15 protein-coding genes and 1 pseudogene are annotated in these 15,521 nt (G+C 34.5%); 6 read left to right on the top strand and 10 right to left on the bottom strand.

The window, feature by feature from the left end:
- Positions 1–30: 30 nt before the first annotated feature.
- Complete coding sequence (locus tag CP370_RS03130) at positions 31–714, bottom strand: MFS transporter permease (RefSeq protein ID WP_087283758.1); 684 nt, start codon at positions 712–714, stop codon at positions 31–33.
- Entirely contained in the window at positions 707–1,411 is a 705-nt protein-coding gene (locus CP370_RS03125; RefSeq protein WP_087712726.1) for an ABC transporter ATP-binding protein, read from the bottom strand. The genes CP370_RS03130 and CP370_RS03125 overlap by 8 nt, the downstream gene beginning before the upstream one ends.
- 359 nt (positions 1,412–1,770) lie before the next feature.
- Between CP370_RS03125 and nhaC the strand changes: the two genes are divergently transcribed.
- From nhaC to CP370_RS03095, 6 genes are all read left to right on the top strand, one after another.
- Positions 1,771–3,147 (top strand): Na+/H+ antiporter NhaC, encoded by a 1,377-nt coding sequence (gene nhaC / locus CP370_RS03120; RefSeq protein WP_012846560.1) that lies wholly within the window; start codon positions 1,771–1,773, stop codon positions 3,145–3,147.
- A 106-nt stretch (positions 3,148–3,253) separates the two neighbouring features.
- Complete coding sequence (locus CP370_RS03115; protein ID WP_087712724.1) at positions 3,254–4,117, top strand: S-adenosyl-l-methionine hydroxide adenosyltransferase family protein; 864 nt, start codon at positions 3,254–3,256, stop codon at positions 4,115–4,117.
- Positions 4,118–4,137: 20 nt separating this feature from the next.
- The gene (locus tag CP370_RS03110; RefSeq protein ID WP_012846562.1) at positions 4,138–4,695 is read left to right on the top strand and encodes an ECF-type riboflavin transporter substrate-binding protein; all 558 of its coding nucleotides are present in this window, start codon (positions 4,138–4,140) and stop codon (positions 4,693–4,695) included.
- Positions 4,696–4,716: 21 nt separating this feature from the next.
- The gene (locus CP370_RS03105) at positions 4,717–6,438 is read left to right on the top strand and encodes an ABC transporter ATP-binding protein (RefSeq protein WP_087712723.1); all 1,722 of its coding nucleotides are present in this window, start codon (positions 4,717–4,719) and stop codon (positions 6,436–6,438) included.
- Positions 6,431–7,261 carry an energy-coupling factor transporter transmembrane protein EcfT gene (locus tag CP370_RS03100; protein WP_087712721.1) on the top strand — a complete coding sequence of 277 codons (831 nt, stop codon included), beginning with the start codon at positions 6,431–6,433 and terminating at the stop codon, positions 7,259–7,261. Before CP370_RS03105 ends, CP370_RS03100 begins: the two co-directional genes overlap by 8 nt.
- Before the next feature lie 62 nt (positions 7,262–7,323).
- Positions 7,324–8,037 carry a Bax inhibitor-1/YccA family protein gene (locus CP370_RS03095; protein ID WP_012846564.1) on the top strand — a complete coding sequence of 238 codons (714 nt, stop codon included), beginning with the start codon at positions 7,324–7,326 and terminating at the stop codon, positions 8,035–8,037.
- A 74-nt stretch (positions 8,038–8,111) separates the two neighbouring features.
- On the opposite strand, the pseudogene CP370_RS03090 reads toward CP370_RS03095, so the two are convergent.
- The 8 genes and pseudogenes from CP370_RS03090 to CP370_RS03050 all read right to left on the bottom strand — a co-directional run.
- Positions 8,112–8,968 (bottom strand): annotated as a pseudogene (locus CP370_RS03090) (SP_1767 family glycosyltransferase); the annotation flags it as partial.
- Positions 8,969–9,156: 188 nt separating this feature from the next.
- Complete coding sequence (locus tag CP370_RS03080; RefSeq protein ID WP_087712720.1) at positions 9,157–9,972, bottom strand: Cof-type HAD-IIB family hydrolase; 816 nt, start codon at positions 9,970–9,972, stop codon at positions 9,157–9,159.
- A 9-nt stretch (positions 9,973–9,981) separates the two neighbouring features.
- A complete protein-coding gene (locus CP370_RS03075) occupies positions 9,982–10,191 on the bottom strand; it encodes a hypothetical protein (RefSeq protein ID WP_004893496.1) in 210 nt (69 codons plus the stop codon).
- A 51-nt stretch (positions 10,192–10,242) separates the two neighbouring features.
- Complete coding sequence (locus CP370_RS03070) at positions 10,243–11,151, bottom strand: diacylglycerol kinase (RefSeq protein ID WP_087712718.1); 909 nt, start codon at positions 11,149–11,151, stop codon at positions 10,243–10,245.
- A gap of 23 nt (positions 11,152–11,174) precedes the next feature.
- Positions 11,175–12,605 (bottom strand): Asp-tRNA(Asn)/Glu-tRNA(Gln) amidotransferase subunit GatB, encoded by a 1,431-nt coding sequence (gene gatB, locus CP370_RS03065; RefSeq protein ID WP_004893490.1) that lies wholly within the window; start codon positions 12,603–12,605, stop codon positions 11,175–11,177.
- 3 nt (positions 12,606–12,608) lie between these two features.
- Positions 12,609–14,048 carry an Asp-tRNA(Asn)/Glu-tRNA(Gln) amidotransferase subunit GatA gene (gene gatA, locus CP370_RS03060; protein WP_004893485.1) on the bottom strand — a complete coding sequence of 480 codons (1,440 nt, stop codon included), beginning with the start codon at positions 14,046–14,048 and terminating at the stop codon, positions 12,609–12,611.
- Positions 14,048–14,350, bottom strand: coding sequence for an Asp-tRNA(Asn)/Glu-tRNA(Gln) amidotransferase subunit GatC (gene gatC, locus CP370_RS03055; RefSeq protein WP_004897863.1), 303 nt, complete (start codon positions 14,348–14,350; stop codon positions 14,048–14,050). Before gatC ends, gatA begins: the two co-directional genes overlap by 1 nt.
- A 10-nt stretch (positions 14,351–14,360) precedes the next feature.
- Positions 14,361–15,500, bottom strand: coding sequence for a CamS family sex pheromone protein (locus CP370_RS03050; protein WP_004897864.1), 1,140 nt, complete (start codon positions 15,498–15,500; stop codon positions 14,361–14,363).
- Positions 15,501–15,521: the final 21 nt, after the last annotated feature.

Below are 15,521 nucleotides of genomic sequence, written 5' to 3'. Positions count from 1 at the left end.
AGATACTTGTTACTATTTTACTAAAAAATATTATTGCTTTTTAAAAGAGTACGCACTAAAAATACTTAAGATAATTCCTAAAATTAAGCCGCAAATTACTAAGCTCCATGATCCAAAGACAAAGTCGCCTTTTATCCACAGATTATTTAAGAGCATCCCCCAATCAAACGGCCACCACATGCTCCAAGTCGTATGACTTAAAAACATGGCTAAAATGGATCCTAAAAAACCAATTCCTAATGCAAAATATAGATTAGTAATTCTTACAAGCCAAGAATAAAATGGCAACAGCCATAAAGATGCTAATAAAACTCCAATTACTGAACAAATCATTAAGCCTATTTCTTCGGTACTTGAAAAAATAAAACGAACACAGATCATCAAAACTATAAAAATCACGCTCATGATACATGCTTGAATAATTCCATGGAGAATTCTACCAATTTCATAGCTCAATAAGTCCTGTGGAGACGTTAATATTTCTCTAAATTTCGTCGCTTGCTTTTGATAATAAGTACTAAGACCAACCAGTAGCCCAATTGACATATTTAACCAGAAGTAACTCCATTGGCCCATCATTAATTGAACTAGATATTGGTTATCCCAGAAAACAGCAGTCATCATCAAAACAGCAATCACTGGTAGTAGCCATACTAGTAAGCGAACTACACTATGTTTTGTTTTTAAAAATTCAACTTTTAAAATATTAGTCATGCTTTATGCCTGCCTTTTCTAAAGTTGAGATGAATAATTCTTCTAAATCTGTTTCTGGTTCATAATCTTCTTCTAGGAGCAATTTTCCATCACCTAAAATAGCAATTCGATCTGCAACCTTTTTAATCTCAGAAAGCATGTGACTAGCTATAATTATTGTTTTTCCTTGCTTTTTCTCGAGCATCAAAAGCTCACGCAACTCATGAATACCAAAAGTATCAAGACCATTTGTTGGTTCATCCAAAATAACTAAATCAGGATTTCCCATAAAAGCTAAAGCAATTCCCAAGCGTTGTCTCATCCCTGTAGAAAAGCCTTTGACTTTTTCATGATTATGATCACCAAAGCCCAGTGTATTTAATATTTGTTCCTGATTTTTATTTTCAACACGGTGAAGTTTTAGTTTTAATTTGATGTTTTCTTCAACTGTTAAGTTATCAAACAATCCAGGCTCTTCAATTAAGGAACCAATTACTTTTAAATCTTCTCTCTTCCAATTTTTATCTTTGAAAGTAACTACTCCTTCAGTTGGCTTTTCAATTCCACTAATTATTTTTAATAGTGTCGACTTTCCAGCTCCATTTGGTCCCATAATACAGTAGATTTTGCCAGTCGGAACATGAAGATTGATTTGATCTAGAACATGCTTACGTTTAAAATTTTTTCCTAATTCTTTGGTGGTTAAAATATCATTCATCTTAATCCCTCAATTTAAATTTTTATTTTTTCTATACCTATCTATTTTACCGCTCAGACTACATAATTCGAAATCTTATTATTTTTATTAATAAATTCATTGACATCTTTTTTTAAGCTTGCTATCATAATTGCAATAATTATCGTCACAGTAGTGCTTATGTTAAGCGTCAGAGAGCTGGTGGTGAAGTGCGAACCAGTCAGGCATAAGTTACGAATTACAACGATTCATCTTTATTCGGCCACAATCAGTGCCGTTACCACCTGATTAGAGTGCTGCAATCTGCAGTAAATAGGTGGTACCACGGTAATGCGTCCTGTTGATTAATTTCAACAGGACTTTTTTATTGGAGGATTTTTATGAAAAAGAAAGTTTCTTTTCCAGAAGCAATTATTATCCTACTCTTGCTTCTACTTATTTTAGGTATTTCAGTTATTAAGTTTGGACTAATGCCAGAAGTTCCCGTTCTATTTACAGTATGTCTATTATTATTTTGGCTTAGAATTCGCGGAAATAACTGGTCTTCAATTCAAGATGGAATTAAGGAAGGAATCGGCATAGCTATTATTCCAATTTTTATTTTTATCTTAATTGGGGCCTTAATTGGACTATGGATTAAAGGAAGTATTATTCCGTCAATCATGGTACTAGGCTTCCACCTAATTAGTGGTCAATTTTTTGTTCCATCTGTCTTTATTGTCTGTTCAATTGTTGGGCTTGCTATCGGAAGTGGCTTTACAACAATTTCAACTGTCGGCATCGCACTCTTTGGAATTGGGACTAGTATGAATGCTAATCCAGCTCTTGTCGCTGGTGCAATCATTTCTGGAGTAGTTTTTGGGGATAAAATGTCTCCTTTATCTGATTCAACTAATCTTTCTTCTGCAGTTGCAGAAAGTGAATTATTTGCCCATATAAAGAACATGATGTGGTCCACTATTCCTGCCTTTATTGTTTCTTTAATCCTTTTTTGGATTCTAGGAAACAGTGGTTCAATTAATGCTTCAAAAATTAATCACACCGTTTCTATCTTAGAGCATAACTTTACTATTACTTGGTGGGCAATTATACCAATCTTATTGATGTTAATCTGTGCATGGCGCAAGATACCTGCAATTCCTACCTTATTTTTAAACATTACCGTTACAGTCATTATGATTTTTATTCAAAATCCGCACCAATCTATTACTGACTTAACTAACTTAATTATGAATGGTTTTGTAGCAAAAACTAGTGATTCATCTGTTAATACCCTTTTAACCAGAGGTGGTATCTCCAGCATGATGGATACAGTTGGTTTAATTATTGCTACCTTATCTCTTGGTGGACTCCTTATGAAATTCAATATTGTTCAAACTGCTATGGAACCGCTAGTTGAACATCTTAAAAAACCAGGCCGTTTAGTCATCACTACTATTCTTTCAGGCATTTGTATCAACTTATTTGTTGGTGAACAATACCTTTCAGTAATTCTACCAGGGCGTGCCTTTAAACAAGCTTACGACCGAATTGGTCTTCACCCACTTGCCTTAAGTCGGGTTCTTGAAGATGGAGGAAGTGTAATTAACTACTTAATTCCATGGGGAGTAGCTGGATCTTTTGCTGCTTCTACTCTCGGCGTTCCAGTTTTAGCCTTCATTCCCTTTACCTTCTTTAGTTTACTTTCCCCACTTTTCTCAATTCTTTCCGGGGTTACGGGGATTGGCTTAAAATGGCAAAAGAATCCTAAAAATTAATTCATTTCATTAAATCCGTACTATATGCGTTTACATAGCAAAATAGTACGGATTTTTTATTGACGAATTTTTAATTACATTGTAAATTATTAGTAATTAAAAAAATATTAAAGAGGAGGAATTTGAGACAACAAATCATTTTCTAGTACTACAAACTGATTTTGGATTAAAAGATGGGGCTGTTAGTGCCATGCACGGAGTAGCACATATGGTTGCGCCACATGTTATTGTGTCCGACTTAACTCATGAGATTCCGCCTTATGATATTTGGGCCGCTTCGTATCGTCTATATCAAACTATTAAGTACTGGTCAAAAGGAACAACTTTTGTTTCAGTTGTTGATCCAGGAGTGGGATCTAACCGAAAAAGTATTGCCGCTAAAACCAAAAGTGGCCACTTTATCATTACACCAGACAATGGTTCTTTAACTCATGTTGCAACTTATATGGGGCTAGACGAAGTACGAGAGATTGACGAACAAAAGAATCGTCTTCCACATTCTTCAGAAAGTAACACTTTTCATGGCCGTGATATCTATGCTTACAATGGGGCCTTACTCGCTGAGGGAGAAAAATCTTTTGAAGATTTAGGCGAAACATTAGATCCAACTTCAGTTGTTAAACTACCACTTACTGAGGCTAGTCTAGAAAACGATCATCTACGCGGATCAATTGATGTTTTAGATATTCGCTTTGGTTCTTTATGGACTAATATTCCTTATGACTTAATTAAAAAGGCGAATATTCAACGCGGTGATAAACTTACTGTTACTATTACTTATCAAGACCAAGTTTATTATCATGATACAATACCTTTTGTCCGGTCTTTTGCCGATGCACCAATCAATGATCCTTTAATCTATATTAATTCACTAGTTAATGTCGGCATCGCCTTAAACCAAGCTTCATTTGCGGATACGTATAATATTGGTACAGGAAATGACTGGAAAATTGATTTAATAAAAGAATAATTTATTTACGGGGGAAAATTATGAATAATCAAAAAGGCTTATCAGTAAAAAGTGTTGTTGCAATTGGTATTGGAGCTGCCATTTATGTTATTTTAGCTCGTTTCACATCAATTCCAACTGGTATTCCAAACACTAACATTGAAATTGTGTATCCATTTTTAGCATTGCTTGCAACCATTTATGGACCAGTTGTTGGTTTTTCCGTGGGATTCATTGGTCATGCCCTAGGTGATTTCTTAATGTATGGACAAACTTGGTGGAGCTGGGTCCTTGCAACTGCTGTTCTAGGTTTAGTTATCGGACTCTATGGTATGCGTCTTGACTTAGAAAATGGTGTTTTTACTACTAAACAAATGATTGGTTTTAATATTGTCCAAATTATTGCTAATGTTGTTTCTTGGTTAATCATCGCTCCAGTTGGAGATATTTTGATTTACAGTGAACCCCAAAACAAAGTTTTCTTGCAAGGAGCAACTGCAACCATCACTAATTCAATCTCTATTCTTATTTTAGGAACTATCTTGCTTAAAGCTTATGCAGCGACTAAAGTTAAAAAAGGTAGTTTACGTAGAGATTAATTATGAAAGGTTACTCAATTAATGACAGAACCTATTATTGAATTTAAAGATTTTTCATTTAAATATAATAGCCAAGCAGAACCTACTCTTAAAAATATTAATTTGAAGATTAATAAAGGAGAAAAAATTCTTTTGGCTGGACCTTCAGGCAGCGGCAAATCCACAATTGGTCGCTGCCTTAATGGTCTTATTCCAAATATCAATCAAGGTGAAGTTAAAGGAAAATGTTTAGTGAATGGAAAAGATATTACTAGCACAAGTCTTTTTGATTTTTCATTCACTACTTCAACTATCTTACAAGATGCTGATAGCCAATTCATCGGCTTAACGGTTGGTGAAGATATCGCTTTTGCTTTAGAAAATGACTGTCAACCTAAAGATAAAATGCACCAAACTGTAAACCAGTGGGCTGATGAATTAAAAATCAAAGAATTACTTACTCAATCTCCACAAAGTATTTCTGGAGGCCAAAAGCAAATTGTTGCCTTAGCTGGAGTTTTAGTTGACGAGTCACCTATTTTATTATTCGATGAGCCACTTGCTAATCTAGATCCCGCTTCTGGTCTTAAAACGATGGCAATTATCGATAAAATTCAAAAGGAACTTAATGCGACAGTTATAATTATTGAACATCGCGTAGAAGAAGTCCTCAGTCAACCAATTGACAGAATTATTTTAGTAAATGAAGGTACGATTGTTGCCGACCAGCTTACTAATCAGCTGCTACATTCTCATACCTTAGAAAAAATTGGAGTTAGAGAGCCCCTATACCTAAAGGCTCTTACAGCTGCTGATGTAAATCTAAGTTCTATTAAAGAAGTAGACCAAATATCAACTCTCCCTGTTTCTGAAAAAATCAGCGATAAATTAGCAGCTTGGACTAAACAAGCTAAAATCACCAAAAAAGAAGCAGATAATTTACCATTATTAAAATTAGATCACGTTGGTCATCAATACAGCAAGAATCAGCTCTATCCCTTAAAAGATGTTTCTACTACTATTAATCAGGGCGACTTTATTTCAATAGTTGGACAAAATGGTGCAGGTAAAACTACCCTTTGCCGAACTATTTGTGGTTTTATTTCTAACGAAGGAAAAATCACTCTTAAGGACCAGAATTTAAGTGACTTATCAATTAAAGAGAGAGCCGAAAAAATTGGCTACGTAATGCAAGATCCTAACCAAATGATTTCTCAAAAAATGATCTTTGATGAAATTGCTCTAGGTTTACGTTTACGCAATGTCGATGAAGAAACAATTAAGCAAAAAGTTGACCAAACGTTGAAAATTTGTGGACTGTATCCCTTTAGACATTGGCCAATTTCTGCATTAAGTTTTGGACAGAAAAAGCGTGTCACAATTGCTGCGATTTTGGTCTTAGAACCAGAGATTATTATTTTAGATGAGCCAACTGCTGGTCAAGACTGGAAGACATATACGGAAATTATGAGCTTTTTAAAGCACCTAAATACTATTGGGAAAACAATCATTATTATCACGCATGATATGCACTTGATGCTTGAGTACACTAGTCGATCTCTAGCATTTGCTAAGGGAAAATTAATTGCAGATACTACCCCAATTGAATTATTAACCAATCAAGCTTTAATTAAAGAAGCTTCATTAAAGCGCACTAGTCTTTACGATCTGGCAAAACATTATAACTTACCTGATCCAAATAAATTTGTGCAGGCTTATATTAATTTTGAACAACAAAACTGGAAGGATGAAGATTATGAATGATAGTAAAATTTTGGGCTACCAGCCAGGTAATAGTTTTATTCATGCTCTCAATGCTACTACAAAAATGATCTTTTTAATCCTGGTATCCATTGCTTGTATGGTTACCTATGATACTCGCTTCTTGATTGCTATCTGTATCCTATCCTTAATTTTGTTAAAAGTTGCTGGTATTAAGTGGAAGCAAGTTTCTTTTATTGTTAAATTCATTATTGTTTTTGCCATTATTAATATCATCGCTGTTTTTATTTTTCAGCCAACTTATGGTGAGACACTCTACCATTCAAAAACGATTCTAATCAATGCAGGATACTTCACTTTAACTGCACAGGAACTATTTTATTTATTTAACGTAATTTTGAAGTATATCTGTTCTATCCCCTTGGTTCTACTCTTTTTATTAACTACTAACCCTAGTCAATTTGCAGCTAGTCTAAATAAAATTGGGGTCAGTTATAAAGTTGCCTATGCTGTTTCTCTAGCGCTACGCTATATACCTAATATTCAGGAAAGTTACTGGTCAATTTCTGCAGCTCAACAAGCAAGAGGAAATGAACTTTCTAAAAAAGCTTCTCTTGAAAAAAGAATTCATGGAACTTTAAATATTGTTACTCCACTTATTTTTTCAAGTCTTGATCGTATTGATACAATTAGTACCGCAATGCAACTTAGACGCTTTGGTTCTAAAAAGAAACGTACTTGGTATGTTGCAGAAAATTTCAACTTAACTGATTATCTAGTTACTACTTTGGCTTTTATTCTTGTACTAGTTGTAATTTTGCTCTTTAAAGTCAACTCAGGACGTTTCTATAATCCTTTTGTATAAAAGTTTCTTTTACTGCCAAGATAAGTTAAAATATACTAATAAAAAGAAAGAGGGAGAGCTTTATGAATAACTTTTCACAAGAACCAGAACGCCGTACAATTGTCGATGTAACTGGTTTAAATAGATTCTTAAGCAGAATGTACGGCATGATGACAATTGCTGTTTTAGTATCTGCCTTAAGTGCTTACTTAACAATGACTGTCTTTAGAACACAAGTTATGACCATTTTTGCTAGCAATCCAGCAATGACTTGGATCTTATTGCTAGTTCCACTTGCTTTAACTTTTGGAATTAGTTTTAGAGCAACGAGAAATCCAGTAGCTAGCTTTGTAATGCTAATGATCATGGCAATTGTTTATGGAGTTGAATTTTCATTAATTGCTGGTGCTTATACTGGCCGCAGCATTGCTTCTGCATTCGTAGCTTCTTCTACTGTATTCATTACAATGGCTGTAATTGGTACCACGACTAAAAAGAACTTAAATAATTTGGGATCATATGCTTCTGCAGCTTTAATTGGATTAATTGTTGCAATGCTAATCAACATGTTCTTAAGAAATCCAATGGTTTCTTACATTTTCTCATTTATTGCAGTTATTATCTTTACTATTTTAACTGCTTGGGATGCACAAAGAATGAAGCAAATCTATGAAAACTACAGTGGCCAAGTTTCTGTTGACGGCTTAGCAGTTGCTGGTGCTTTGGCACTTTACTTAGATTTCGTTAACTTATTCTTACAATTCTTACAAATCTTTGGATTTAGCGATAGAAATTAATATTCTACATAAAAAGCTACTAAATCTTGGTGTTAAAACCTTGATTTAGTAGCTTTTTTGGTTTGCATTATTTATTACTCAATTTTGCCAATAATTTCATTCTCATAAGTTTGATCATGAACTGCTTCAATATTTTCATCAAAATTGAATTCTGCTGTATGCTTATTTTTAAGCTTAACTTTATAAGTAGCTCCCATCTTGAACCATTCATATTCTGAGTCAATATGCCCTAAATCGATCAATTGATTATCTAAATCTTGGAGATCATCCACGATTACCTTAGCTGTTGGTCCAAGCATTAATAGAACTAATCTATCTTCTGCATTTTCTCGAATCATTTGTTCTATTTGATCAATTTTTTGGTATGCATTCTTTGATGGAGCAATAATTCTTTTAATTGATTTAGTATTAGTAAATAAACCATTTCCTACTCCTGAACGCGTCAGTGCTCCCTCTACGATTAGGAGATCACGACCACTCCAAAGTTGTTTCAATTTATCAAAGTATGCAGCACTTTTACTTTTATCAACTAGATCAATATATGGTCTTGAAATAAAAGTTGAACCATACCAATTACCAGTTTGTCCAATTTCTTTTAAGAAACTTTCATTATTTGGAAAGAAAGATGTTTCGTAGAATGATTGAGTAAAATCTTGATAACGCTCCGGTTTGGTAAATACATCCGGTAAACAAACCAAGGTATTATTAAATTGGCCCCCAAAATAATATCTTTTAGTCTATTGGCAAGTTCTGAATCATAGGTTTGATAAGGAATTGAGGCTCCTCTAATTAAATCAAATTCACCATCTCCAAAGCGAATCACAGATTTATTGTCTTGCAAAATCAAGTCTAACGATTCATCCATATCTTTTACTCTAATATTATATTTTGGACCATTAATTTTTACTGTCTTTTTAATCGCTTCTGAGATCAGATAAAGCAGTTATTTATCGGCTTAAGTCTGTAGTAAAAAATAATGAGTATTATATAAAATAAATTACAATAAAGTTACCTAAAATCCTAGTACTAAAGTACAAAAAAATACCCGATTCTATAAAATTCTCCTCTTATAGAATCGGGTATTTTAATTATTAATTTTTATTAAATAACCTTAATTGATTAAATCACAAACTTTTTAAGGGCTTTGGCAATCCCATTATGATTATTATCATCGGTTACAAAATCAGCCTTTTCTTTGATATCTTCAATTGCATTTCCCATAGCAATTTTCTTAAAGCTTGGATTTTCAAACATAGAAACATCATTACCTTGATCGCCAAAGACCATGATATCTTCGGGGCTAATCTTTAAACGTTGCGCCAAATCCATTAAAGCATTTCCTTTTGAAGCCCCAATTCCATTTAGCTCAATACAGTTATCTAAACTACGAACTATATCATATGATTCAAAGGCCCAGTACGGAATAGAATTCCATAGTTTTTCAATTTGATCACTATCTTTTGCACAAGTAAATCCTACCTTGTTAAAAGTAAAATCTTTTGGAATTTCTTTACGTTCACGAACTCTAATTTCATTATCAGTTAAAGCAGCATTAATTTGCATTTGTACCGAAAGATCACAATCTAAAGTCCAAAAACGTTCAGTCGTTTCAAAGTGTAAGTTTACGTGAGCAAGTCTCTGCAAGCGAAGCATTACTTCAAAATCGCGATAGTTCATCTCTTGACTCATCAGAACTTTCCCAGACAAGTCTTGTACAACTGCGCCGTTAAAGACAACTGCATATTCTTCTGGTCCTTCAAGCCCTAATTGAGTTTCAAAAGGCATCACTCCAGAGAGAGGACGACCAGAAGCAAGAACTACCTTAATTCCCATCCCATGTGCTACCTGTAAAGTTCTCAGAGTTTCAGGTGAAATTGTATTTCCACTAGTTAGTAAAGTTCCATCTAAATCTACCGCAATTAGTTTTACTGCCATAAATTACCCCTATCTTCCAAAAATCATATAGAAAATTACATTTATTAATAATCCCATTAATGCATAAAAGAACACTGCATTAGCTTTAATTTTTTCTTTTTTTATTAAATATACAAGGCTCGCAATAAAGCCCACTAAGGGAAAAACAGTGTAAAAAATAATTGCCCATTCAGCAATTCCATTAACATCTGTACTTAAATTATGAATGAATTTTTTCATTTCTTCTCCAACAAAAATAGAGACTAATAAATTATTAGTCTCTATTTTATATTAACCAACATAAAATTCAATATGCTGTTTTAGATTTTCAAAATCAATTGGTAAATGACCACCAATCTCACCATCTAAATTCACAGGAATAGTATCCTTATCTTTACTATCACCTAATAATTCTACCTTTAAATTTTTAGTCTTAGTATAGATAATCTGTGGATCATTAACATGATTTCCATTCAAAGCCATGGCCATTAAACGTAAAACATCTACTGGATTTGCAGTTTTAACTACAATTAACTGAAATAGTCCATCGGATAATTGAGCATCTGGCATGATACGTTCAAAACCTCCAATTGAATTGGTCATCCCTAAAAGAAACATTGATAAGTCTCCCTCATAGACTCCTTCATCATAGGTTAAACGCATCTTATTGCTGCTGATTTTTGGTAGCATTTCTGCACCCTTAAGTAAATATGCACTATAACCAAGGACGGACTTTACTTCTGATGGCACACCATAAGTGAGCTCAGTTAATGAACCGCTAGCAGCAATGTTCATAAAGTATTGCTTACCCGCACGCCCAATATCCATCTTTTGTATTTTACCTCTCAGAATTACTTTAGCTGCCTCAACTAAATCATCTCTGGGAATCTTTAATGCGCGAGCAAAATCATTGGTAGTTCCTGCCGGAATAACAGCGAGTTTTGGCCTTTTTTCTAATGGAGCTACTCCATTAACTACTTCGTTAATAGTACCGTCTCCACCAGCACCAACTAGTAAATCAAAACCTGCTAAGGCACATCTTTTTGCCTCATTTTGAGCAGACAAAGGGTCTGGCGTAGTTCTAAAAGCACTGGCTTCAAAACCAGCCTGTTCTAATACATTTAAAATGTCTGCTACATTTTGAAGCATTTGCTCGTGACCTGAGACAGGATTATAAATCAATCTTGCTTTTTTCGTCATCGCCTCTCGCCTCCCTAAAATGATTAACGACTTTGAAGTTCCTTGTTGAGCAATTGGTTAACAACTTTAGGGTTAGCTTTACCACGAGTTTGTTTCATGATTTGACCAACTAAGAATCCAATTGCACGATCTTTACCATTCTTAAAGTCTTCAACAGATTGTGGGTTATCATCAACAACTTTAGTAACCATTGGTCCAAGAACAGAAACGTCAGATAATTGAACCATACCCTTATCTTCAACGTATTTCTTAGGATCAGTACCATTTTCAATAGATTCCTTAAATACTTTCTTTGCAATCTTAGATGAAATAGTACCATCTTTGATCATCTTGATCATTTCGGCTAAGTGTTCTGGAGTCAACTTAATATCTGCAATGCCAACTTGGTTTTCATTCAAGTAACCATTAACTTGAGTGTTTAACCAGTTAGCAGCTAAGGTTGGATCTGCACCAGCAGCAACTGCAGCGTCGTAGAAATCACTTGATTCCTTAGTTTGTAAAATAACGTCTGCGTCGTATTCCTTAATACCATATTCTTCAACGTAACGCTTACGACGTTCAAATGGTGATTCAGGTAAACTTTCTTCAATTTCGTCAATCCAGCTTTGCTTAATATGGTAAGGAGCAATATCTGGTTCTGGGAAGTAACGATAGTCTGCGTCACCTTCCTTAACACGTTCTAGGACAGTCTTACCAGTAGCTTCATCAAAACGACGAGTAGAAAGTTGAACTCTACCACCAGAAAGTAATACTTGTTGTTGACGTTTTTCTTCATAAGCAAGAGAACGACGTACGTGGTCAAATGAGTTCAAGTTCTTCATTTCAACCTTGGTACCAAGCTTTTCTTGACCTGCAGGACGAATAGAAATATTGGTATCAACACGCATTGAACCTTCTTCCATCTTAACGTCAGAAGCACCAGTGAATTGAACAATTTGACGTAATTTAGTCAAATATGCATAAGCTTCTTCTGGATCTTCCATATCAGGTTCAGAAACAACTTCAAGAAGTGGAACTCCCTGACGGTTTAAGTCAACGTATGAATAACCGTTAGCACCGTGTGTATTCTTACCAGCATCTTCTTCAATGTGCATTTCATGAATACCAATGCGTTTCTTCTTACCACGAACTTCAATTTCGATATAACCATCACGAGCAAGTGGTTGGAAGAATTGAGTAATCTGATAAGCTTTAGGATTATCTGGGTAGAAATAGTTCTTACGGTCAAAGTGAGTTACTGGTAAAACATGTGAATGAGTTGCTAAAGCAACCATAATACCAAGACGGTAAACGTCCTTGTTTAAACGAGGTAAGACACCAGGCATAGCCCAGTCGATAACATTAGTTTCAGTGTTTGCTTCAGCACCATAACTAACTGGTGATGGAGAAAAAATCTTACTCTTTGTTTTTAATTCGAAGTGGACTTCTAGACCAATAGTCGATTTAAAATTCATTAATTAATCCTCCATTCCTGTAGGTGTTTTTTCGTAGAATTTATTATTACGTTCAATGAAATCAGCAACTTTAAATACATTTCCTTCATCAAAACGCTTAGCCATAATTTGAAGACCAGCAGGCATACCATCAACTAAGCCTGCAGGTACACTACCTGCTGGAATACCAGCTAAGTTAGCTGAAATAGTTAAAATATCGTTATTGTACATCTTAATTGGATCAGAAATTTCTTCACCAATACCAAATGCTGGCTCAGTAGTAGTTGGTCCAACAATAACATCGTTTTCTTCAAAAATCTTTTCAAAGTCGCGGCAAATTAATGTTCTAACTTGTGCAGCCTTCTTAAAGAATTCATCATATGCACCAGCTGATAAAGCAAAAGAACCAAGCATAATACGACGCTTAACTTCGTCACCAAAGCCTTCACTTCTTGATTTTACATAAACATCTAATAAGTTCTTAGTGTCCTTTGCACGGTAGCCATAGCGGATACCATCATATCTTTGAAGGTTTGAAGAAGCTTCACTAGAAGCAACAATGTAGTAAGTAGGAACAACATACTTAGTATGTGGCAATGAAACTTCGTTAATAATTGCACCGGCATCCTTCAAAACATCGATTTGTTTTTGGATAACTTCGCGCATTTCACCGTCAACAGCATCCATATATTCCTTAGGAACAGCTACACGTAAGCCTTTAACATCTTGGCCTAAGAAGCTAGTGTAATCAGGTACTTCTTGTTCAGAAACAGTTGCATCATGTTCATCAGGACCAGCAATTACGTTTAATACTTCAGCTGAATCCTTAACACGCTTACTCATTACACCAATTTGATCCAATGAAGAACCAAAAGCAATAAGTCCCCAACGTGATACTCTACCGTAAGTTGGTTTAATACCAAAAATACCATTGAAGGCAGCTGGTTGACGAATAGAACCACCAGTATCTGATCCAAGAGCTGCAACAACTTCACCACTCGCAACTGCAGCTGCAGAACCACCAGATGAACCACCAGGAACTTTATCTAAGTTCCATGGGTTATGTGTTTCACCATAGTAAGAATGTTCAGTGGATGAACCCATTGCAAATTCATCCATGTTAGTCTTACCAACAAAAGTTGCTTGAGCCTTCTTTAATTTGCTAATTACAGTAGCATCGTAAACGGGCATATAGTTGTAAAGAATGTGGCTAGCTGCTGTAGTCTTCATACCATTAGTAATGATATTATCCTTAATAGCAATAGGAATACCAGCTAATTTATTTTTATTAAAATCTAAATTTTCTGCTGGCTTTGCTTCTTCATCAACAGTAATCCAGGCATTAATCTTTTTGTCTGTTTCTTTAATGTTTTTAACTGTTTCCTTAGCTAGGTCTTCAGCTGTTATTTCGCCATCTTGTAATTTTTTATTTAATGAGTCAATGTTTTCATTTAAGTAATTCATTATTCATTATCATCCTTATCAATAATTACTGGCACCTTAATGAAGCCATCAGCTTTTTCAGGAACATTCTTCATTAATTCTGCGCGACTTTCCCAATGTTCAGGCTTGTCTTCTCTAAAGTCAGTCTCTCGATCAACAACTTGAACAGTTTCAGGAACTCCTTCAGTATCAACTTCGGCTAATTGATGTGCCATATTGATAATGTCACCCATTTGTTCAGTAAACTTATCAATTTCGTCTTCACCAAACTCAAGTCGAGATAGTGCTGCAACGTGATTGATTTCATCTTTTGTAATTTTCACCGTTTGCCTCCTATTCACCGCCAAAGACGTGGACATAATAACTATCGTCTGCGGAATTCTTAGCGATTAATGCCTGCGTATCATTAACAGAATTAATCTTAATTTCTATTGGTGCATCCTTAGGTAAGTACTTCTTAGCAGCTGACAATACAAGTCTTGAAAAACTCTCAATCTGCGCATAACCAAAGAATTGGGTAGTTACAGTAATGTTCATTTGTGTCAAAGTTTTATTTTGATAATGAACAGTCGCTGTTACCCCACTAATATTAGGGAAATAACCTTGAATAGCTGCTTTAAAATCACTAAATGAAGCTGCATCAGTAGAATTGATTGCTTTTTCACTTCCAACAGTCGGTAGTACTTGACTACGATTATTGACTGTTTTCCAATCATTTATTTTACTACTATTTGCATTAGCAATTCCATATGCAAAGTAATTTCCACCTACAAGAGAATCTTTACTAGTTTTACTAAAAAGTCCAACCAAAATTGGGATATCTTTTAATCCCTTCTTTTTACGTAAATACGAAACCAACTTATTAGCTGCTTCTTTACCAAAAGTCTCCTGTTCTGCACGAGAAATATCTTTATGATATTGGGGACCATCTTTAACTTTTTGGTAGTAATCAACCGAGTTAAGAGCTAGCCCAACACTCATACCATCCATTTTGTAACTAGAATTAGATTTAGTCAAAAAATCTTGTTCTAAAATTTGATCTAAAATAATAGGATTATACGAATTCTTTTTATTACTTTTTTCCGCATTTAGACCTTCTGGATTACTTTTAGACTTTCTTCCTAGCCAATCAGTAGCATCAGCAACAGAAATTTTTTGTCCTTCTTGAAAAACATACTTACTACTTGAAAAAGTATTGTGAGATAAATCAATTAACCCAGATTCTAAAGCACGACTATCTACATTATTATCACTAGTATTTTCAGTTGTTCCTTCAATTGGACTAGTTACATACTCTCCATCTTTTAAAAGAACATTATACCCATTTTTACTGGTACTAGTAGTTTGATAACTTTTTTTCTTTGTTGTAGAAGTAGTAGGGTTATTGGCAAGATCAGAATTTTTTAAATTGCCACATGCACTTAAACTTAACCCAGTTGCTAGTAGTAGTGCTATTTGCAAAAATCTTTTCAATTTATTTTTCCTTCTTATTCT

Source organism: Lactobacillus sp. UMNPBX19, assembly GCF_002553805.1.
In the GTDB taxonomy this organism is placed as follows: Bacteria; Bacillota; Bacilli; order Lactobacillales; family Lactobacillaceae; genus Lactobacillus.
Note: the sequence above shows the minus strand (reverse complement) of the source record. Positions and strands in the feature narration are given on the sequence as shown.